Source organism: Phycicoccus mangrovi, assembly GCF_018729305.1.
GTDB lineage: Bacteria > Actinomycetota > Actinomycetes > Actinomycetales > Dermatophilaceae > Phycicoccus > Phycicoccus jejuensis.
The window spans coordinates 97652-114723 of the sequence record NZ_JAHHWP010000001.1 but is presented as its reverse complement, the minus strand read 5'-3'; the positions used below and the strand labels follow the sequence as shown (position 1 = coordinate 114723).

Annotated in this window: 17 protein-coding genes; 7 read left to right on the top strand and 10 right to left on the bottom strand. The window is 73.9% G+C overall.

Features of this window, described 5'->3' with window-relative positions; all coding sequences use genetic code 11:
* Nucleotides 1-7: 7 nt before the first annotated feature.
* A complete protein-coding gene (locus KMZ30_RS00540) occupies nt 8-673 on the top strand; it encodes a response regulator transcription factor (RefSeq protein WP_215513765.1) in 666 nt (221 codons plus the stop codon).
* On the top strand, nt 670-2043 hold the full coding sequence (locus KMZ30_RS00535; RefSeq protein ID WP_308279825.1) for a sensor histidine kinase: 1374 nt from the start codon (nt 670-672) through the stop codon (nt 2041-2043). Before KMZ30_RS00540 ends, KMZ30_RS00535 begins: the two co-directional genes overlap by 4 nt.
* 17 nt (nt 2044-2060) lie before the next feature.
* Here the strand turns inward: KMZ30_RS00535 and KMZ30_RS00530 are convergent, their stop codons facing one another.
* Nucleotides 2061-2684, bottom strand: a complete 624-nt coding sequence (locus tag KMZ30_RS00530; protein WP_215513766.1) for a MarC family protein — start codon at nt 2682-2684, stop codon at nt 2061-2063.
* Nucleotides 2681-3526: a PHP domain-containing protein gene (locus KMZ30_RS00525; protein ID WP_215513767.1), complete on the bottom strand. Its 846-nt coding sequence runs from the start codon at nt 3524-3526 to the stop codon at nt 2681-2683. The genes KMZ30_RS00530 and KMZ30_RS00525 overlap by 4 nt, the downstream gene beginning before the upstream one ends.
* A gap of 97 nt (nt 3527-3623) precedes the next feature.
* Here KMZ30_RS00525 and KMZ30_RS00520 point away from each other — a divergent pair, with 97 nt between their 5' ends.
* Together KMZ30_RS00520 and KMZ30_RS00515 are read left to right on the top strand one after the other, a co-directional pair.
* Complete coding sequence (locus KMZ30_RS00520; RefSeq protein ID WP_215513768.1) at nt 3624-4130, top strand: SigE family RNA polymerase sigma factor; 507 nt, start codon at nt 3624-3626, stop codon at nt 4128-4130.
* Nucleotides 4127-5245 (top strand): hypothetical protein, encoded by a 1119-nt coding sequence (locus KMZ30_RS00515; RefSeq protein WP_215513769.1) that lies wholly within the window; start codon nt 4127-4129, stop codon nt 5243-5245. Before KMZ30_RS00520 ends, KMZ30_RS00515 begins: the two co-directional genes overlap by 4 nt.
* A gap of 4 nt (nt 5246-5249) precedes the next feature.
* Here KMZ30_RS00515 and KMZ30_RS00510 read toward each other — a convergent pair whose 3' ends face one another.
* Nucleotides 5250-5792, bottom strand: a complete 543-nt coding sequence (locus KMZ30_RS00510; RefSeq protein ID WP_215513770.1) for a MaoC family dehydratase — start codon at nt 5790-5792, stop codon at nt 5250-5252.
* Nucleotides 5793-5952: 160 nt separating this feature from the next.
* The gene (locus KMZ30_RS00505) at nt 5953-6891 is read right to left on the bottom strand and encodes a type IV toxin-antitoxin system AbiEi family antitoxin domain-containing protein (protein ID WP_215513771.1); all 939 of its coding nucleotides are present in this window, start codon (nt 6889-6891) and stop codon (nt 5953-5955) included.
* Nucleotides 6892-7052: 161 nt separating this feature from the next.
* Between KMZ30_RS00505 and glpK the strand changes: the two genes are divergently transcribed.
* Nucleotides 7053-8564, top strand: a complete 1512-nt coding sequence (gene glpK / locus KMZ30_RS00500; RefSeq protein WP_215513772.1) for a glycerol kinase GlpK — start codon at nt 7053-7055, stop codon at nt 8562-8564.
* Nucleotides 8565-8572: 8 nt separating this feature from the next.
* Here the strand turns inward: glpK and KMZ30_RS00495 are convergent, their stop codons facing one another.
* Both KMZ30_RS00495 and KMZ30_RS00490 read right to left on the bottom strand, forming a co-directional pair.
* Complete coding sequence (locus KMZ30_RS00495) at nt 8573-10117, bottom strand: class I adenylate-forming enzyme family protein (RefSeq protein WP_215513773.1); 1545 nt, start codon at nt 10115-10117, stop codon at nt 8573-8575.
* Nucleotides 10114-11187, bottom strand: a complete 1074-nt coding sequence (locus KMZ30_RS00490; RefSeq protein WP_308279826.1) for a DUF2332 domain-containing protein — start codon at nt 11185-11187, stop codon at nt 10114-10116. The genes KMZ30_RS00495 and KMZ30_RS00490 overlap by 4 nt, the downstream gene beginning before the upstream one ends.
* A gap of 86 nt (nt 11188-11273) precedes the next feature.
* Here KMZ30_RS00490 and KMZ30_RS00485 point away from each other — a divergent pair, with 86 nt between their 5' ends.
* A complete protein-coding gene (locus KMZ30_RS00485; protein WP_215513774.1) occupies nt 11274-12764 on the top strand; it encodes an aminopeptidase P family protein in 1491 nt (496 codons plus the stop codon).
* Here KMZ30_RS00485 and KMZ30_RS00480 read toward each other — a convergent pair.
* From KMZ30_RS00480 to KMZ30_RS00465, 4 genes are all read right to left on the bottom strand, one after another.
* The gene (locus KMZ30_RS00480; RefSeq protein ID WP_215513775.1) at nt 12742-13092 is read right to left on the bottom strand and encodes a hypothetical protein; all 351 of its coding nucleotides are present in this window, start codon (nt 13090-13092) and stop codon (nt 12742-12744) included. The two genes, KMZ30_RS00485 and KMZ30_RS00480, sit on opposite strands and share 23 nt — an antisense overlap.
* Before the next feature lie 179 nt (nt 13093-13271).
* Nucleotides 13272-14015, bottom strand: coding sequence for a PIG-L deacetylase family protein (locus tag KMZ30_RS00475; RefSeq protein ID WP_215513776.1), 744 nt, complete (start codon nt 14013-14015; stop codon nt 13272-13274).
* 32 nt (nt 14016-14047) lie between these two features.
* Nucleotides 14048-14635, bottom strand: coding sequence for a YflT domain-containing protein (locus tag KMZ30_RS00470; RefSeq protein ID WP_051750731.1), 588 nt, complete (start codon nt 14633-14635; stop codon nt 14048-14050).
* A 70-nt stretch (nt 14636-14705) separates the two neighbouring features.
* The gene (locus KMZ30_RS00465) at nt 14706-15905 is read right to left on the bottom strand and encodes an acyl-CoA dehydrogenase family protein (RefSeq protein ID WP_215513777.1); all 1200 of its coding nucleotides are present in this window, start codon (nt 15903-15905) and stop codon (nt 14706-14708) included.
* Between the two features lie 292 nt (nt 15906-16197).
* Here KMZ30_RS00465 and KMZ30_RS00460 point away from each other — a divergent pair, with 292 nt between their 5' ends.
* Nucleotides 16198-17043, top strand: coding sequence for a serine protein kinase RIO (locus KMZ30_RS00460; RefSeq protein WP_215513855.1), 846 nt, complete (start codon nt 16198-16200; stop codon nt 17041-17043).
* Nucleotides 17044-17072: the final 29 nt, after the last annotated feature.

Here is a 17072-nt window from a genome sequence, read left to right as displayed (position 1 = left end):
TGGAGCCATGGCCACCGCACGCATCCTCCTCGTCGAGGACGACGACGCCATCCGCGAGGCGGTCGCCGTCGCCCTGCGCGACGAGGGGTACGAGGTCGCCGCGCGCCCCGACGGCGCGTCGCTCGAGGACCACCTCGAGGCCTTCCGCCCCGACCTCGTCGTCCTCGACTGGATGCTCCCCGGCCGCGACGGCCCGACCCTCGCACGGGTCGCGCGCCGGTTCGGAGACGTCGGGGTGGTCATGCTCACGGCCCGCGACGGGGTCTCCTCGCGGCTGCGCGGGTTCGACTCGGGCGTCGACGACTACGTGACGAAGCCGTTCGCGATGGCCGAGCTGCTCGCCCGCCTCCGCGCCCTCCTGCGCCGACTGGGCCGGGTCCCCTCGACGGTCGAGGTGGGCGACCTCGTCGTCGACCTCGACGGCGCGGTCGTCACCCGCGCCGGCCACCGCATCGACCTGACGGCGACCGAGCTGCGCCTGCTGGGCTTCCTCGTCGAGAACCGCGGCCGGACGATGTCGACGACGCAGATCCTCACCCAGGTGTGGGGCTACGAGGACGTCGCCGAGAACCTCGTCCAGGTCCACGTCTCGGCCCTGCGCAAGAAGCTCGAGGCGCACGGCGACCGGCTCGTGCACACGGTCCGCGGCATCGGCTACGTGGTGCGCGCGTGAGCGTCCCGCCGCCCGCCGATGCTGCGTTGCACACCGGCTCGCTGCGCTGGCGGGTCGTCGCGGCGGTCATGGGTCTGCTCGTCGTGCTCCTGCTCGTCCTGTCGGTCACCGTCGACCGGGTCCTCACCTCCCGCACCCAGGGGCAGCTCGAGCAGCGCCTCCTGGACCGCGTCGCGGTGGCGCAGGCCCTCGCGGACCAGGTGTCGGCGCGGGACCTCGTCGACCGCATCGGCGGCGAGGGCGTCTCGGTGCGGCTGACGACGTCCGAGGGCGAGGTCCTCACGGCCGGCCCGCAGGGCGCCGCGCCGGCCACCGCGCCCTCCCCCGGCGGGCCCCGGCCCAGGCCCGGCCCGGCCGCCCCCGACGCCGTCGTCCGCAGCGGCGACGTCTACAGCGTCGAGCGCCGGCTGCCGGTCGGCGAGCTGCTGCTGACCACCGACTCCGGCGGCCTGCAGCAGACCCTCACCCAGGTGCGCTGGGTGCTCGCGCTCTCGTCGCTCGGGGTGCTGCTGGTGGCCGCGCTGCTCGTCGCGCTGCTCACCGGCCGTCTCCTGCGCCCCCTCGACACGATGACGACGACGGCGCGCTCCATCGCGGCCGGCGACCGCGGGCGCCGGCTGCGGCCCGACCGCCCGCAGACCGAGCTCGGCCGGATGGCCGGGGCCTTCGACGAGATGCTCGACGCCGTCGAGGGTGCCGAGGGCCGGGCCGTCGCCGCCGAGGCGCGGGTGCGCGACTTCGTGCTCGAGGCCGCGCACGAGCTGCGCACCCCCCTCGCCGGCGTGCAGGCCTCCGCCGAGGCGCTGCTGCTCGGGCGGCCGGAGCGGGAGGAGCAGGAGCGCCTGCTCGCCGGTGTCGTCCGTGAGTCGCAGCGCGCCGGGCGCCTGGCCGACGACCTCCTGCTCATGGCCCGCATCGACCGCGGGGTCGAGCTCGAGCGGCGGCCGGTCGACCTCCACGAGCTCGCCGAGGACGTGGCCGCCTCCGCGGCGCGACGGCCCGGCACGGCGGTCACCGTGGGTACCGCGCACGCACCCGCGCTCGTCGAGGCCGACCCGGACCGCGTCACGCAGGTCCTCACCAACCTCGTCGACAACGCCCGGCGCGCGGCCGGACCGGACGGGCGCGTGCACCTCGACGTCGGCCCCGGCGGACGCGTCGTCGTCGCCGACGACGGGCCGGGCGTGCCGCGCGCGGACCGCGAGCGCATCTTCGAGCGGCTCGTCCGCCTCGACGAGGCCCGCTCGCGCGACCGGGGCGGAGCGGGCCTCGGGCTGCCGATCGCACGCGGGCTGGCCCGGGCGCACGGCGGCGAGCTGCGCCTGCTCGACACCGGCACGGGCGCGGCCTTCGAGCTGACCCTGCCCTGACGGCCGCGCCGCGCGGCTCAGTGGGTGGCGCCGGCCCCGTGGACGAAGGCGATGACGGCGTCGGCGACCATCTGCACGGCGATGGCCGAGAGCAGCAGGCCGGCGATGCGGGTGAGCAGGACGATGCCGCTGTCCTTGAGCAGCCGGGCCAGCGGCGTGGCGAACCGGAAGACGACGAAGACCAGCCCGAGCGCGGCGACGAGCGCGACCGCGACGGCCACCACGCCGCCGGTGCCGTCGGCGTTCTGCACCGCGAGCATCGTCGCGACGATGGCGCCGGGGCCCGCGAGCAGCGGGGTGCCGAGCGGCACGAGCGCGACGTTGACCCCGGCGTCCGCGTGCTGCTCGGACTCGGCGCCTGTCAGCAGCTGGAGCGCGACGATGAGCAGCAGCAGCCCGCCGGACGCCTGCAGCGCGGGCAGCGAGATGTGCAGGTAGTCGAGGATCCGCTGGCCGAAGACCGCGAACGACGCGATGACGCCGAGCGCCACGAGGCTCGCGCGGCGGGCCGCCGAGACCTTCTGCTCCTTGGTGAGCGGGCCGGTCAGCGCGAGGAAGATCGGGATGGCGCCGGGCGGGTCGAGGATGACGACGAGGGTGACGAACGTCGTCGTGAAGGCGGAGACGTCGAACCAGCTCACGGCCGGACCACCTCGGACCCGGTCGCGAGCGCCTCGATCCGCTCGAGCACCTCGGGCGTCGTCGTGCGCTCGCCGAGGCGGTTCTGCTTGCCGTCGCCGTGGTAGTCGCTGGAGCCCGTGACGACGACGTCGAGGGACGCCGCGAGGTCGACGAGGTGGCGCACCGCGTCGGGGTCGTGGTCGCGGTGGTGCGCCTCGATGCCGGCCATCCCCGCGGCGACCATCTCCTCGAGCAGCTCGTCCCCGACCGTGCCGGCCCGGGTGACCGACAGCGGGTGTGCGACGACCGGCACGCCGCCGGCGGCCCGGACGACCTCGACGGCGCGCACGGGGTCCGGGGCGTAGTGCCCCACGTAGTAGGGGCCCCGGTCGGAGAGCAGGTGGGCGAACGCCTCGTCGCGGTGGGCGACGGCGCCGGCCCGGACGAGGGCGTCGGCGATGTGCGGCCGCCCGGGGGTCGCTCCCTCCTCGACCTCGGCGCGCACCGACTCGACCGAGACCGGCAGGCCGTCGGCGGCCATCCGGTCGACCATCCGGTCCAGACGGGTCTCGCGGCTGTCGCGCGCCTGCTCGAGCTCGGCGACGAGGGCCGGGTGCGTGGAGTCGGGCAGGTAGGCCAGCAGGTGCACGGAGCGGCGTCCGCGGGCACAGGACACCTCGATGCCGGGCACGAGGGCGATGCCGAGGCGCCGCGCGGCCTCGGACGCGTCGGTCCATCCGAGGGTCGTGTCGTGGTCGGTCAGCGCGACCGTCGTGAGGCCGGCCTCCACCGCGGAGGCCACGACTTGCGCCGGCGGCTCCGTGCCGTCGCTCGCGGTGGAGTGCGTGTGCAGGTCGATCACCCGCAGATGCTATCGGCGAGCGAGAACCCTCCCGACCGGGGCAACCTTTCCCCGGGTGCCGCCGTAGAGAGGGTGACACCGAGCACCAGGAGGGTCCATGAGCACACGGGTGAGGGCCGAGCGCGACGCCGCGTTCACGGCCTTCGTCGAGCAGGCGTCGCCGTCGCTGCTGCGCACGGCGTGGCTGCTGACCGGCGACCACCACGCGGCCCACGAGCTCGTGCAGGCCGCCCTCGTCAAGACCTACGTCGCCTGGCCGCGGGTGCGTCCGGAGGGGGCGCTCGCGTACTCGCGCAAGATCCTCGTCAACGAGCGGACGGACTCCTGGCGCCGACGCCGCGGCGAGGTCAGCGTCGGCGAGGTCCCCGAGTCGACCGTGGCCCCGCCGACGACGAGCGAGGACCGCGACCTCGTCGTCCGGCTGCTCGCGGGCCTGCCCGACCAGCAGCGACGCGTCGTCGTCCTGCGCTACTACACCGACCTCAGCGAGCAGGCCGTCGCCGACCTGCTCGACATCTCGCTCGGCTCCGTCAAGTCCGCCGCCTCGCGCGGGCTCGCGGCCCTGCGCACCCAGCTCACCACGACCGACGGGAGCACCCGATGAGCCACGACGTCTTCGAGGACGAGCTGCGCACCCTGCTGCGCGGCGCCACCGAGGCCGAGAACCCCGCGTTCCACGACATCGACACCACCGAGGTCCTCGGCAGCGGCCGCCGCGTCGTGCGCCGCCGCCGGATGGCCGCGGCCGGCGCCGCGCTCGCCGCCGTCACGGTCGTCGGGATCGGCTCGTGGGCCGCGCTCGACGGGTCGTCGGACCGCGCCCTGGAGGTCCCGGCCACCCGCACCAACGCTCCCTCGGTGCGCCCCGTCACCGCGCTGCTCGAGCCGTTCTCCGACCTCTCGAGCAGCACCGACGGCGAACCGCTCGCGATCCCCGGCCCCCAGCGGGTGGGGGTCCGGGTCACGCCCGGCGGCATGCCGGACCTCGAGTACCTCGCGGTCGGCGCGGACGGCAGCACGTCGATGCTGGGCGGCTCGAGCCTCGACGGCGTCCCGGCCCTCGCGTCGACCTGGGGCACCGCCGGCCCGGACTCGCACGTGCTCGTCGGGGTGCTCCCGGAGCAGGCGAAGGAGTTCCAGCTCGTCACGCCGATGTCCGACGAGGGCGGCCACGCCTCGACCTCGGTCCGAGCGCCCCTGGCCGGGACCGGTCGCCAGGCCTTCGCCGTGCGGTTCGAGGTGGCCGGCGACGCCGACACGGTCCGGCACCTCCTCTGGTGGGACGGCCGGGGGACGGTCCACGACGAGACCGGCGACGTCGTCCCCGCCGCGACGCTCGGAGACGCGGATCGCACGACCGTCTTCGTGTCCGAGGACCTCGACCGGATGGGCACCTTCTCGGCCGACGGCGGGCAGTCGATGATGGAGCTCGACGGCTCGCGCAACAGCAGCGGCCGCCCGTTCCTCGGGACCGGCCGGGGCACGGGAGACCGCATCGACGGCCTGTTCGCGGCGGTCGTGCCGGCCGGGACGACCCCCGGGACCTTCACCCCCGGCGCCGGCACCGTCGTCGAGGACCCGCTGACGATCGCGCCGGTGCCCGGCACCGACCTCGCCGTGCTGTGGACCCGCTACTCCTACCCCGCGGCACCGCAGGGGCCGGGCTACCGGAGCATCACCTGGGACGAGGGCGGCCGCACGGTCACCGAGCGGCCCTGATCCCTCAGGACTGCTGCGTGGCAGCCGGACCGGGCCAGTTCCGGTCCGGCTGCGGCGTCGGCCGGCCGGGCTGCTCGCCGCCGCGGGCGTCGAGGTAGGACTGCTTCGGGACCATCACCTTGCGCCGGAAGATGCAGACGACGGTGCCGTCCTGCTTGTAGCCGATCGTCTCGACGTGGACGACCCCGCGGTCGTCCTTGCTCGTGCTCTCCCACTTGTCGAGCACCGTCGTCTCGCCGTAGAGGGTGTCGCCGTGGAAGGTCGGGGCGACGTGCCGCAGGCTCTCGATCTCGAGGTTGGCGATGGCCTTGCCGCTGACGTCCGGCACCGACATCCCGAGGAGGATCGAGTAGACGTAGTTGCCGACGACGACGTTCTTCCCGAACTGCGTCGTCTCCTCGGCGTAGTGGCTGTCGAGGTGGAGCGGGTGGTGGTTCATCGTCAGCAGGCAGAACAGGTGGTCGTCGTACTCGGTCACCGTCTTGCCGGGCCAGTGCTTGTACGTCGCCCCGACCTCGAACTCCTCGTAGCTGCGCCCGAACTGCACGTCGATCTCCTTCGCTCCGGTGTCCCGGACATCCTCGCGCGAGCCCGCGACCGGTGGCAGCCCGCCGCGACGTGCCCTTCCCCACACCCCCGCAGCGACCCGCAGGCGCGCCACGCGGGTACATCACCGGCCCACCCAGGTTCGAGGCGGGGAAACCGGCTCAGGACACGGTTGTTGCCACGCCCGATGCCGACAACCCCGCCAGCGCCCGTCGGACCCGCGCGACGATCCGCTCGGGATGCTCCAGGTCGGCCCACGTGACGCGGACGACCGCGTACCCGAGCGCCCGCAGGCGGTCCTCCCGGCGCTTCTCGGCGACCAGCGCCTCACGACCGTCCGCCCCGCCGTACTTCACGGCCCCGTCGAACTCGACGACGACGCGGTCCTCGACGAGGAGGTCGACCCGGCCGACGAGACCGTCGTCGTCACCGACCGGCACCTGCGCCCGCAGCACGAACCCGGCGTCCACGAGGAACAGCCGGGTCAGCGTCTCGCCCGGCGACTCCGAGAGGGCGCTGCACCGAGCCATCACCGACTCGGCGCGCAGGACCTGCGCCGGGCGCCCGGCCACCCGCCCGAGGGCCTCACCGAGCTGCTCTCGCGAGATGCGCCCGGAGTGCAGCGCGGCGTCGACCGGCACCATCCCCGCTCGCACGCCCGACCGGACGACGACCTGCGCGAGGGCGAACGCGACGGGGACGCACCGGTAGCCGTCGGCGACGACGTGCTCGACGTCCCCCCGGGGGTGGACCCGCAGGCCGCCCGCCGAGCGCGTACGGGTCGACCCGCCGAGGACGTCGACGACGTCGAGCGCGAGGTCGACGAGCGGCAGCCCGTGGAGGGCGAGGGCCGACTGGTGCGAGGCCACGTCCTCCCCCCGGGTCCGGAGCACAGCCCGCGTCCGGAAGGCCAACCGTTGCTCGGGCCCCGCGTCCGTCCAGCACTCGCCGAGCACGTAGGCGTCACGGCGCACCCGCACCACGTCCCCCGCGGCCCTGGCTCGGCGCAGCGCCGTCTCCTCCACCCCGAGGCCCGTCGCCTCCGCGCTGGTGAACACCCCACCTCGGGCCAGCGCGAACGCCGTCAGTCGACCGTCCATCCCGAGATCGTGCTGTAACCGGTCGCCGCAGCCGTGGACTTGTCCACAGGGTCCAGCAGGGACGGGGTTGTCGGCGCGGGGCGGGGCAACGACCCCGCCCGGCGCCGACAAGCCCGCCCGGAGCCTCGGTGGTCGAGGGTCGGGGGCTCTAGGGTCGAGTCATGGCGGACTTCATCGGCGCGGTCGACCAGGGCACGACGAGCACCCGGTTCATGGTGTTCGACCACGACGGGCGTGAGGTGGCCCGGCACCAGCTGGAGCACGCGCAGGTCCTTCCCCGCGCCGGATGGGTCGAGCACAACCCGCTCGAGATCTGGGACCGCACCCAGACCGCCATCGGCTCGGCGCTGACGAGCTCCGGTCTCTCGACGAGCGACCTCGCCGCGATCGGCATCACGAACCAGCGCGAGACGGCGATCGTCTGGGACAAGCGCACCGGCCGGCCGTTCCACAACGCGATCGTCTGGCAGGACACCCGCACGGCCGGCATCGCCAGGGCCCTCGACGCGGACGGTCGCGGCGACGTCATCCGCGAGAAGGCCGGGCTGCCGCCGGCCACCTACTTCAGCGCCGGCAAGGTCCAGTGGATGCTCGAGAACGTCGACGGCCTGCGCGCGGCCGCCGAGCGTGGTGACGCACTCTTCGGCACCCCCGACACCTGGGTCGTCTGGAACCTCACCGGCGGCCCGGAGGGCGGCCTCCACGTCACCGACGTGACGAACGCCAGCCGCACGATGCTCATGGACCTCACCACGCTCGACTGGGACGACGAGCTCCTCGGCTTCTTCGACATCCCTCGCACGATGCTGCCGACCATCAGCGCGAGCAGCCACGCAGAGGCGTTCGGCCAGACCGGTGGCCGGCGCGGCACGAGCGCGGTGCCGATCACCGGCGTGCTCGGCGACCAGCAGGCCGCGACCGTCGGGCAGGTGTGCTTCGCCCCCGGCGAGGCCAAGAACACCTACGGGACGGGCAACTTCCTCCTGCTCAACACCGGGGAGGAGCTCGTGCGCAGCACGAACGGGCTCCTGACGACGGTCGCCTACCAGCTCGGCGACGCCAAGCCGGTGTACGCGCTCGAGGGCTCGATCGCGGTGACGGGCAGCGCGGTCCAGTGGCTGCGCGACCAGCTGGGCATCATCTCGGGGGCCTCCGAGGTCGAGCGCCTCGCGGCCCAGGTCGAGGACTCCGGCGGCGTGTACTTCGTGCCGGCGTTCAGCGGCCTGTTCGCCCCCTACTGGCGCAGCGACGCCCGCGGCGCGATCGTCGGCCTGTCGCGCTTCAACACCAACGCGCACCTGGCGCGGGCGACGCTCGAGGCCATCTGCTACCAGTCGCGCGACGTCGCCGACGCCATGGTTGCCGACTCCGGTGTCGAGATGACGTGCCTCAAGGTCGACGGCGGCGTCACCGCGAACCGGCTGTGCATGCAGCTCCAGGCCGACGTCCTCGGGGTGCCGGTCAGCAAGCCGGTCGTCGCCGAGACGACCGCTCTCGGCGCCGCGTACGCGGCCGGGCTGGCGGTCGGGTTCTGGGCCGACACCGAGGAGCTGCGGGCCAACTGGGCCGAGGACGAGCGGTGGGAGCCGACCTGGTCCGACGAGCAGCGACGCGACGGCTACGCCGGGTGGCGCAAGGCCGTCGACCGCACCCTCGACTGGGTCGACGACTGAGAGTCGTTCTACGACAGCGACTCTCGATCGTCGGCGAGCGACCGCCGCACGACCTTGCCGTTGGGCGTGCGCGGCAGCCGCGAGACGACCCGGACGGCGCGCGGGCACTTGTAGCGGGCCAGGTGCTCGGCGGCGAAGGCCAGCAGCACCTGCTCGTCCGGGTGCTCGTCGACCGCCGGGACGACGAACGCCGTGATCACGCGCACCCCGTCGCGTACGGGCACCTCCGTCACCGCGACCTCGCCGACAGAGGGGTGGCGCGCCAGGACGGCCTCGACCTCGTGCGGCGAGACCCGGTACCCCATCGAGGTCATCACGTCGTCCGCCCGGCCGTGGTGGCGGACGTAGCCGTCGGCGTCGAGGTGGACGAGGTCACCGCTGACGAACCAGTCTCCGCGCCAGGCGGACTCGTCCTCGTCCGGACGCCGCCAGTAGCCGAGCATCAGCCCCGGGTCGCTGCGGTGCACCGCCAGCAGCCCCGCCTCACCGACCGGCAGCGCCTCCTCCCCTCCGTCGACCGGCAGCACGGCGATGCGCCGCCCGGGCTGCGCCCGCCCGGGGCTGCCGGGCCGCACCGGTGTCGACGGCCCGGACGAGACGAACGTCGAGACCTCGCTCATCCCGAGCGCCTCGAACAGCTCGAGCCCGGTCCGTGAGCGCCACTCCTCCAGCAGCGCCGGGGTCAGCGCCTCCCCCGCCGTGACTGCGTGCCGCAGCGAGCGCAGCGGACCGTCCGGTGCACCGAGCGGACCACCCGGCCACCGGGCCAGCAGCTGCCGGTAGACGCCCGGGACCGCTGCGAAGACCGTTGCGGCGCAATGCTCCACGAGCCGAGGCCATGCTGCCGGGTCGCGACGTCCGCTGTGCACGACCGCCGTGGCTCCGACGGCCCAGGGGTCGGTGAGGCCCACCCCGAGCGTGTAGGTCCACGTGAACGACCCGGCGTGGAGCACGACGTCCGCGGGCCCGATGCCGAGCCACCCGTCGTACATGGGCCGCCGCCCGAGCACCGACCGGTGCGCGTGGAGCACGCCCTTGGGGCGACCGGTCGTCCCCGACGTGTAGACGAGGAACGCGGGGTCGTCGGCCGCCGTCGCGGCCCAGTCCGCCCGAGCGCCACCGGCCCGCCAGCGGCCGAGGTCCTCCGGTCCCACCACCGGCAGGCCGGTGGCCACCTCGAGGCCCGGCGCCACCGCGAGGGCGACCGCACCGCAGTCCGCGGCGACGAACGCGACCTCGTCGGCGGTCAGCTGGTCCGACGTCGGGACGGGCACGATGCCCGCAGCCGCCGCACCGAAGAACGCGAGCGCGAAGTCGCTCGTGTCACCGAGCCGCAGGACGAGCCGGTCCCCCGGCCGGATCCCGCTGTCCAGCAATCCCGTCGCGACGGCGCGTACCGCGTCGGCCAGCTCGCCCCAGGTCCAGCGCTCCTCGCCCGCCGACGGGTCGTCGAGGTCGTGCGTGACGACGAGCCCGAGCCCGTCGGCCGGCCGGTGCGGCGCCGGGCCGAGGCACGCACGGGCGAGGTTGACGGGCGGCAGCCGCGGCGTCATCGACGCTCGAGCTGCACCGGGGGCCCGTGGTGGTCGCAGGTGCCGAGGAGGACCCCGTCGAGCTCGATGCGCGGCATCCGCGGCAGGGGCCGCGCGACGGCCGACTCCCAGACCGCCCACGGGGTCTCCATCGACACGTGGGCGAGCGGCATGCGGCGCCGGGCGTCCACCATCGCCGACTCCACCGCCCGGGCCTCCTCGACCGCCCAGTACACGCGGGTCACCGAGTGCCAGACGACGGTCAGCACCCCCTCCGCCGGGGCGGCCGCCAGCTGCTCGGCGAGCCACGCGCCGGCCGGCGCGGCGTCGACGGTGACCGGGTGCCGGCGCATCACCTCGAGGGCCCCGTCGAACCGCAGGTGGCGGTCGAGCATCCACGGCCAGACGAAGGAGCGCATGTACGCCTCGCCCTCCTCCGTCGACACGTCGACCGGCGCCAGGTCGCACCCCCGCCGCTCGACGACCTCGAACGGCTGCGGGTCGAACCCCGCTGCGCCACAGGCGTCGATGACGAGGGGTGCGTCCTCGGGGCCCGCGCTCCAGCCGTCGCCCTCGAACCGGTAGCGGTCGACCTGCAGGCCCATCCCGGCCGACGCCCCGAGCTCGAGCAGCCGGACGTTGCGCAGGCCGGTGCGCCGCACCGCCTCCGAGATGCCGACGAGGAGCGCCACGGCCCGACCGGGCTCGTTGGTCTGCGGCGCGTCGTCGAGACTGTCCCTCAGCTCGACGACGTGCGCGGCGAGCACCGGCCGGACGGCGGCCCAGGCCTCCTCCGGGTCGGCGTCGCCGCCGAGCACCGGGTAGAACGGCACGAGCTGCGGGGCGTCGCCGCGCAGGACGATGCGGAAGAGCCCGGCGAGCAGGCGCAGCTGGACGAACTGGCGCGCCTCCGAGTGCTCCCAGCCCTCGAAGATCTCGCGGGTGACGCCCTCGTCCTCCCAGTCGTCGGCCATCTCGGCGAGGAGCACCCCGTAGAGGTGGTCCCGGTGGCCGAAGTGCTCGCGGAACCGGTCCGCGAGGGTCTGCCCGGCGCCGGCCCCGTGGCCGTGCGCCGCCTGCTCTGCTGTCACCGGCAGAGTGTCGCAACGTGCGCTCCGAGGCCGCAAACGCTGCGCCACGGGTCGGGCGGTCGGGCGGCCGTGGCAGCATGGGGTGGGTGAGCGAGGAGCAGAAGCAGGCCGACAACCGCGCCCGGGCGACCACCGACGAGCTGCGGGCGTTCATCCGCGAGGACTGGGCGCCGCGCCGCCCCACCGTCACGGGACCCTCGCCCGCCGCGGCCCCGGCCGCCGCGCGCCGCGCCGTGCTGAGCGCGGCCTACCCGAAGCAGCGGCTCGTCGTCCCCGCGGGCGGGCTCAAGGTCCGCAGCAACGACACCGACTACGTCTTCCGCCCGCACACCGCCTTCGCCTACCTCACCGGCCTCGGGGCCGACCGCGAGCCGGACGCCGTGCTCGTCCTCGAGCCGCTCGAGGACGGCGGCCACGAGGCGGTCCTGTACTTCCGCCCGCTCGCCGACCGCGACAGCGACGAGTTCTTCGCCGACGCCCGCTACGGCGAGTTCTGGGTCGGCGCCCGGCCGACCCTCGAGGACGTCGAGCTCGAGCTCGGCCTCACGGCGCGGCACGTCGACGGTCTCGTCGACGCCGTCGCCAAGGACGCCGGCGAGGTCACCGTCCGCGTCGTCCGTGACGCCGACCACGAGCTGACCGCCCGCCTCGACGCCGCCCGCGTCGCGAACGGGGCCGCCGAGGAGGGCCTGCAGGAGTCCGACGACGCCCTCGCCCACGAGGTCTCCCTCATGCGCCTGTGCAAGGACGACTACGAGGTCGAGCAGATGCGCGAGGCGGTCGCGGCCACCCACGCGGGCTTCGAGGCGATGATCGCCGCGCTCCCCGACGCCGTCGGCGACCCCCGCGGCGAGCGATGGCTGGAGGGCACCTTCGGGCTGACCGCCCGCCACCGCGGCAACGGGGTCGGTTACGACTCGATCTGCGCCGCCGGCGACCACGCGAACACCTTGCACTGGATCAAGAACACCGGCGAGGTCACCGCCGGCGAGCTCGTGCTCATCGACGCCGGCGTCGAGGTCGACAGCCTCTACACCGCCGACATCACCCGCACCCTGCCCGTCGACGGCACCTACACCGACGCCCAGCGCGAGATCTACGACGCCGTGTACGCCGCCCAGCAGGCGGGCATCGCCGCCGTGAGGCCGGGCAACAAGTTCTCCGACGTCCACGCCGCCGCGATCCGCGTCATCGCCGAGCACCTCCACGCCTGGGGCCTGCTCCCCGAGGGCGTCTCGGTCGAGGACAGCCTCGACAAGGAGCACGGCCAGTACCACCGCCGCTGGATGGTGCACGGCACCTCGCACCACCTCGGCCTCGACGTCCACGACTGCGCCCTCGCCACCCGCGAGGAGTACATGGACGCCGAGCTGCGTCCCGGGATGGTCCTCACCGTCGAGCCCGGCCTCTACTTCAAGGCCGACGACCTCAAGGCCCCCGAGCGCTTCCGCGGCATCGGCGTGCGCATCGAGGACGACGTGCTCGTCACCGAGGACGGCTGCGAGAACCTGTCGGACGCGATGCCGCGCAGCTCGGCGGACGTCGAGGCCTGGGTCAGGCGCGTCCAGGGCCGTTGACGCGGTCCCCGGCCCACGTGAGGTCGTCGGTCTCCGCGACGTCGTAGGTCTCGAGGTCGGGGTCGGCCCTTAGGGCGTCGGCCACGGCGTCGTCGCACGCCACGAGGGTGAAGTCCCGGTCGATCTCGGTCGCCACGCACCACGACCGGTCGGCCGGCCAGACGTAGTTCGCGCTCTGCCGCCACGGGGTGTCCATCCCCGGCCACTCGGTGACCGCCTCGCGCTGGCCGGCGAACAGGGCGTAGTCGCGCATGTTGCCGACGAGCAGCGGCTCGGGCGGGTCGACCCATCCGAAGCCGAACCACACCGCGTGCACGACGTCCCCCACCGCGGGACAGTGCCGCAGCACCGCCTCGAGCGTCGCGGCCGGGATGCTCCCCTCCTCCGGCTCGTCCCGTGGGCACCACGGACCCGGCCGTCCCGAAGCGCTCGGACCGGCGGTCGAGCCGGTCCACGAGCCAGGCCCCGACCGAGACGTCGGTCAACCGGCGCACGACGGCCACGGCGTCAGCGTCGGTCGATGACGACCTGCGCGGTCCACGCGTGCTCGACGCCGGCCGCCTCGCCCCCGCCGCCGAGGATCATCTGGAGCAGGTCGCGCGGGGACGGGAAGTCGTCGGGCAGCGCCGCGTTGTAGGCCGCGTGCGCCTCGAGCGAGTGCACGGAGGCCTCGAAGTGCTCGCCTGACACGTCCACGACGTGCGTCGGCGAGGGCGATCCGGCGACGGCGACGACCTTGACGCCGGCCCACGGCTCGAGGCCCTCCTCGAGCAGGTCGCGGTGCAGCCAGCGGTTGCCGGCGTCGGCCACGGCGTCGAGCGTCGCGAGCCCGACCGCGCGGTGGTCGGCCTGGTTGACCATGTTCGGCCCGAAGAACTCCGCCCAGGTCTGCCCGACGACGAGGTCGGGCCGGTGCCGACGGATGGCCGCGGCGATCTCGCGGCGCAGCGGCACCCCGGCCTCGACGGCGCCGTCGGACCAGCCGGCGAATTCGACCACGTCGACCCCGACCCGACGGGCGCTCTCGCGCTCCTCGGCCTCCCGCACCGGACCGGCCTCCTCGGGCGACATCGTGTCGATGCCGGCCTCGCCGCGGGTCAGGAGGAAGTACGCGACGTGCGCCCCCTCGCCCACCCAACGGTGCACGGCTGCCGCCGTGCCGTACTCGATGTCGTCCGGGTGCGCCACGACGCAGAGGACGGAGCGGAAGGGTCCCTCGAGGGGCGCGAGGTCGGGACGGTCGTCGGCCATGGGCCGAGGCTACGCGCGCCCGACCCGCCGCGTCAGGCCTGCGGCGGCTGCTGGGGCTGCGCGGGGTGCTCGGTCGCGAGCCGGGCCCGCTCGGCCTCCTGGGCCTGGCGGACCTGCTCCTGCGCGGCCTTCATCGGGTCCATCTGGGCGAGCAGCTCGCGGCCGCGGGTCACGTGCCGGTGCTCGACGAGGACCTCGTACTTCGCGGCGACGACCTGGCTGACCGAGGTGAAGTCGCGCTGGCCACGGGTCAGCCGGTAGCCGAACCAGGCCCACACCATCCCGAAGACGGCACCGAAGAGGACCGTCGAGATGATCGAGACGATGTTGAAGCCGCTCGGGTCGAAGACCGCGAAGATCGTCCCGACGAACAGACCGAGCCACATGCCCGACAGGGCGCCGGCGCCGATGACGCGGCCCTGGGTGAGCCGGCCGGTGACGCGCTCGATCTGCTTGAGGTCGGTGCCGACGATCATCACGTCCTGGACCGGGAACTCGTGGTCGGACAGGTAGTCGACGGCCTTCTGCGCCTCCTCGTACGTGTCGTGGACCCCGAGGCTCATCGGGTACTCCAGCGACAGGGCGGCGCGCAGGCCCGGGCGCATCGGCTGGGTGCTCATGCCCCCAGTCTGTCACCGCCGGCTGGACGCGGGCTGGACGCCCGCTGGGCAGAGGCGCCGGTGCCGAGGGTCAGCGGGCCTTGTAGTCCTCGAGGAGGCGGCGGCCGATGATCATCTTCTGGATCTCGGCCGTGCCCTCGCCGATGAGCAGCATCGGCGCCTCGCGGTAGAGGCGCTCGATCTCGTACTCCTTGGAGTAGCCGTAGCCGCCGTGGATGCGGAAGGACTGCTCGACGACGTCGGCGCAGTTCTCGGCGGCGAGGTACTTCGCCATCCCCGCCTCGAGGTCGTTGCGCTGGCCGGCGTCCTTGAGCCGCGCGGCCTTGACCATCATCTGGTGGCTCGCCTCGACCTTCGTCGCCATGTCGGCCAGGCGGAAGAGGATGCCCTGGTGCTCGGCGATCTTCTTGCCGAACGTCTCGCGCTGCTGGCTGTAGGCGATGCCGAGCTCGAACGCCCGTCGCGAGAGGCCGCAGGCGCGGGCGGCGACGTTGACGCGGCCCACCTCGACGCCGTCCATCATCTGGTAGAAGCCCTTGCCGGGGACCCCGCCGAGGACCTGCGCGTCGGTCGTGCGGTGGCCCTGGAAGACGAGCTCGGTCGTGTCGACGCCCTTGTAGCCCATCTTGTCGATCTTGCCGGGCACGGTCACGCCCTGCGCGGTCTCGCCGAAGCCGGACTCCTTCTCGACGAGGAAGGTCGTCATGTTCTTGTACGGGCTCGAGGACTCCCCGAGGTCGGTCCTGACGAGCACCGCGACGAGGTTGGCCGAGCCGCCGTTGGTCAGCCACATCTTCTGGCCGTCGATGGTCCAGCCGCCGTCCTCACCGCGCACCGCCTTGGTGCGGATGGCGGAGACGTCGGAGCCGAGGCCCGGCTCGCTCATCGAGAACGCCCCGCGCACCTCGCCGGTCGCCATCCGCGGCAGGTAGCGCTGCTTCTGCTCCTCGGTGCCGTGCTGGAGCAGCATGTACGCGACGATGAAGTGGGTGTTGATGATGCCGCTGACGCTCATCCAGCCGCGGGCGATCTCCTCGACGACGAGCGCGTAGGTGAGGAGGCTCTCGCCGAGGCCGCCGTACTCCTCGGGGATCATCAGCCCGAAGATCCCCATCTCCTTCATGCCCTCGACGATCTGCGTCGGGTACTCGTCCTTGTGCTCCAGCTCGGTGGCCACGGGGAGGATCTGCTCGTCGACGAACTCGCGGACCAGCTTGATGAGCTCGTGCTGCTCCTCGGTGAGACCGTCGGTGGTCTGGAGTCGGGACATGCGCGGATCGCCGCCTTCGCGTGGGTCGGTGGTGTCGCGGATCAGTGTGCCTGCGGCAGCCGCGCCCCGGAACGGCCGTCGACTGTGAGTCCCCCCACCGTGTGACGCCGCCCACGCCCCGGCCGCCCGGGAAAAGCAGTGGCGCCGCCGGGGACGACTGCCGCACGCTGGGGTCCGAACGCGCACCCCGCGTGCTCCCGCACGACGAAGGAGGCCGACATGTCCATGACTGTCCCGGGCCGCACCCCGGCCCCGATCCCCTTCCTCGCACAGGAGCACCCCGTTGGCACACATGCCGTTCCACCTGCCGGAGAAGCAGACAGCCTTCTCCACCGACACCTCTCCTGACGCCCCGCCCGAGGGCGAGCGCTGGTCCTCCTGGGACGGCGCGACCCACGGGCCCAAGCCCCGGCCGGGCTGGGTCGTCACCGCGCTCGGCGCCGTCGACGCCGACCTCGGCGTCCTCAAGACCGGCAAGGAGGCCGACGTCCACGTCGTCCGCCGCTGGCTCCCGGGCTCCGGCACCGTCTCGACGATGGCCGCCAAGCGCTACCGCAGCGGCGACCACCGCCTCTTCCACCGCGACGCCGGCTACCTCGAGGGACGCCGGGTCCGCAAGAGCCGCGAGGCGCGCGCGATGGCCCGGCGCACCGACTTCGGCAAGCAGGTGATCGCCGGGCAGTGGGCGGCCGCCGAGTTCGCCGCGCTCGGCTCCCTCTGGGAGCTCGGCCTGCCGGTCCCCTACCCCGTCCAGCTCGACGAGTCCGAGATGCTCATGGAGTTCGTCGGCAGCACCGACGGCCCGACGCCGGTCGCGGCGCCGCGCCTGGTCCAGACGCGTCCGGAGCCCGCGCTGCTGCGCGACCTCTTCGAGCAGCTGCGGTCGGTGATGCTCACGCTCGCCCACCACGGCTGGACCCACGGCGACCTCAGCCCGTACAACGTCCTCGTCCACGACGAGCGCCTGGTGCTCATCGACTGGCCGCAGGTCGTCGACGTCATCGGCAACCCGCAGGGCTTCGAGTTCCTCGAGCGCGACGCGACGACGATGGTCACGTGGTTCGCCCGGCGCGGGCTCGAGGTCGACGCGGGCGAGCTCGTCGGCGACCTCGTCGCGGAGGCGACGGCGCGGTTCTGACGCGTCTCCCGGCTCCCGCCCTAGCCTGA

Coding starts and splice junctions, on each gene's coding strand:
- KMZ30_RS00515 (WP_215513769.1), top strand. CDS start 4,127: ATGAGCCACGACGTCTTCGAGGACGAGCTGCGCACCCTGCTGCGCGGC.
- KMZ30_RS00520 (WP_215513768.1), top strand. CDS start 3,624: ATGAGCACACGGGTGAGGGCCGAGCGCGACGCCGCGTTCACGGCCTTC.
- KMZ30_RS00475 (WP_215513776.1), bottom strand. CDS start 14,015: ATGGCCGACGACCGTCCCGACCTCGCGCCCCTCGAGGGACCCTTCCGC.
- KMZ30_RS00495 (WP_215513773.1), bottom strand. CDS start 10,117: ATGACGCCGCGGCTGCCGCCCGTCAACCTCGCCCGTGCGTGCCTCGGC.
- KMZ30_RS00460 (WP_215513855.1), top strand. CDS start 16,198: ATGCCGTTCCACCTGCCGGAGAAGCAGACAGCCTTCTCCACCGACACC.
- KMZ30_RS00505 (WP_215513771.1), bottom strand. CDS start 6,891: ATGGACGGTCGACTGACGGCGTTCGCGCTGGCCCGAGGTGGGGTGTTC.
- KMZ30_RS00470 (WP_051750731.1), bottom strand. CDS start 14,635: ATGAGCACCCAGCCGATGCGCCCGGGCCTGCGCGCCGCCCTGTCGCTG.
- glpK (WP_215513772.1), top strand. CDS start 7,053: ATGGCGGACTTCATCGGCGCGGTCGACCAGGGCACGACGAGCACCCGG.
- KMZ30_RS00465 (WP_215513777.1), bottom strand. CDS start 15,905: ATGTCCCGACTCCAGACCACCGACGGTCTCACCGAGGAGCAGCACGAG.
- KMZ30_RS00540 (WP_215513765.1), top strand. CDS start 8: ATGGCCACCGCACGCATCCTCCTCGTCGAGGACGACGACGCCATCCGC.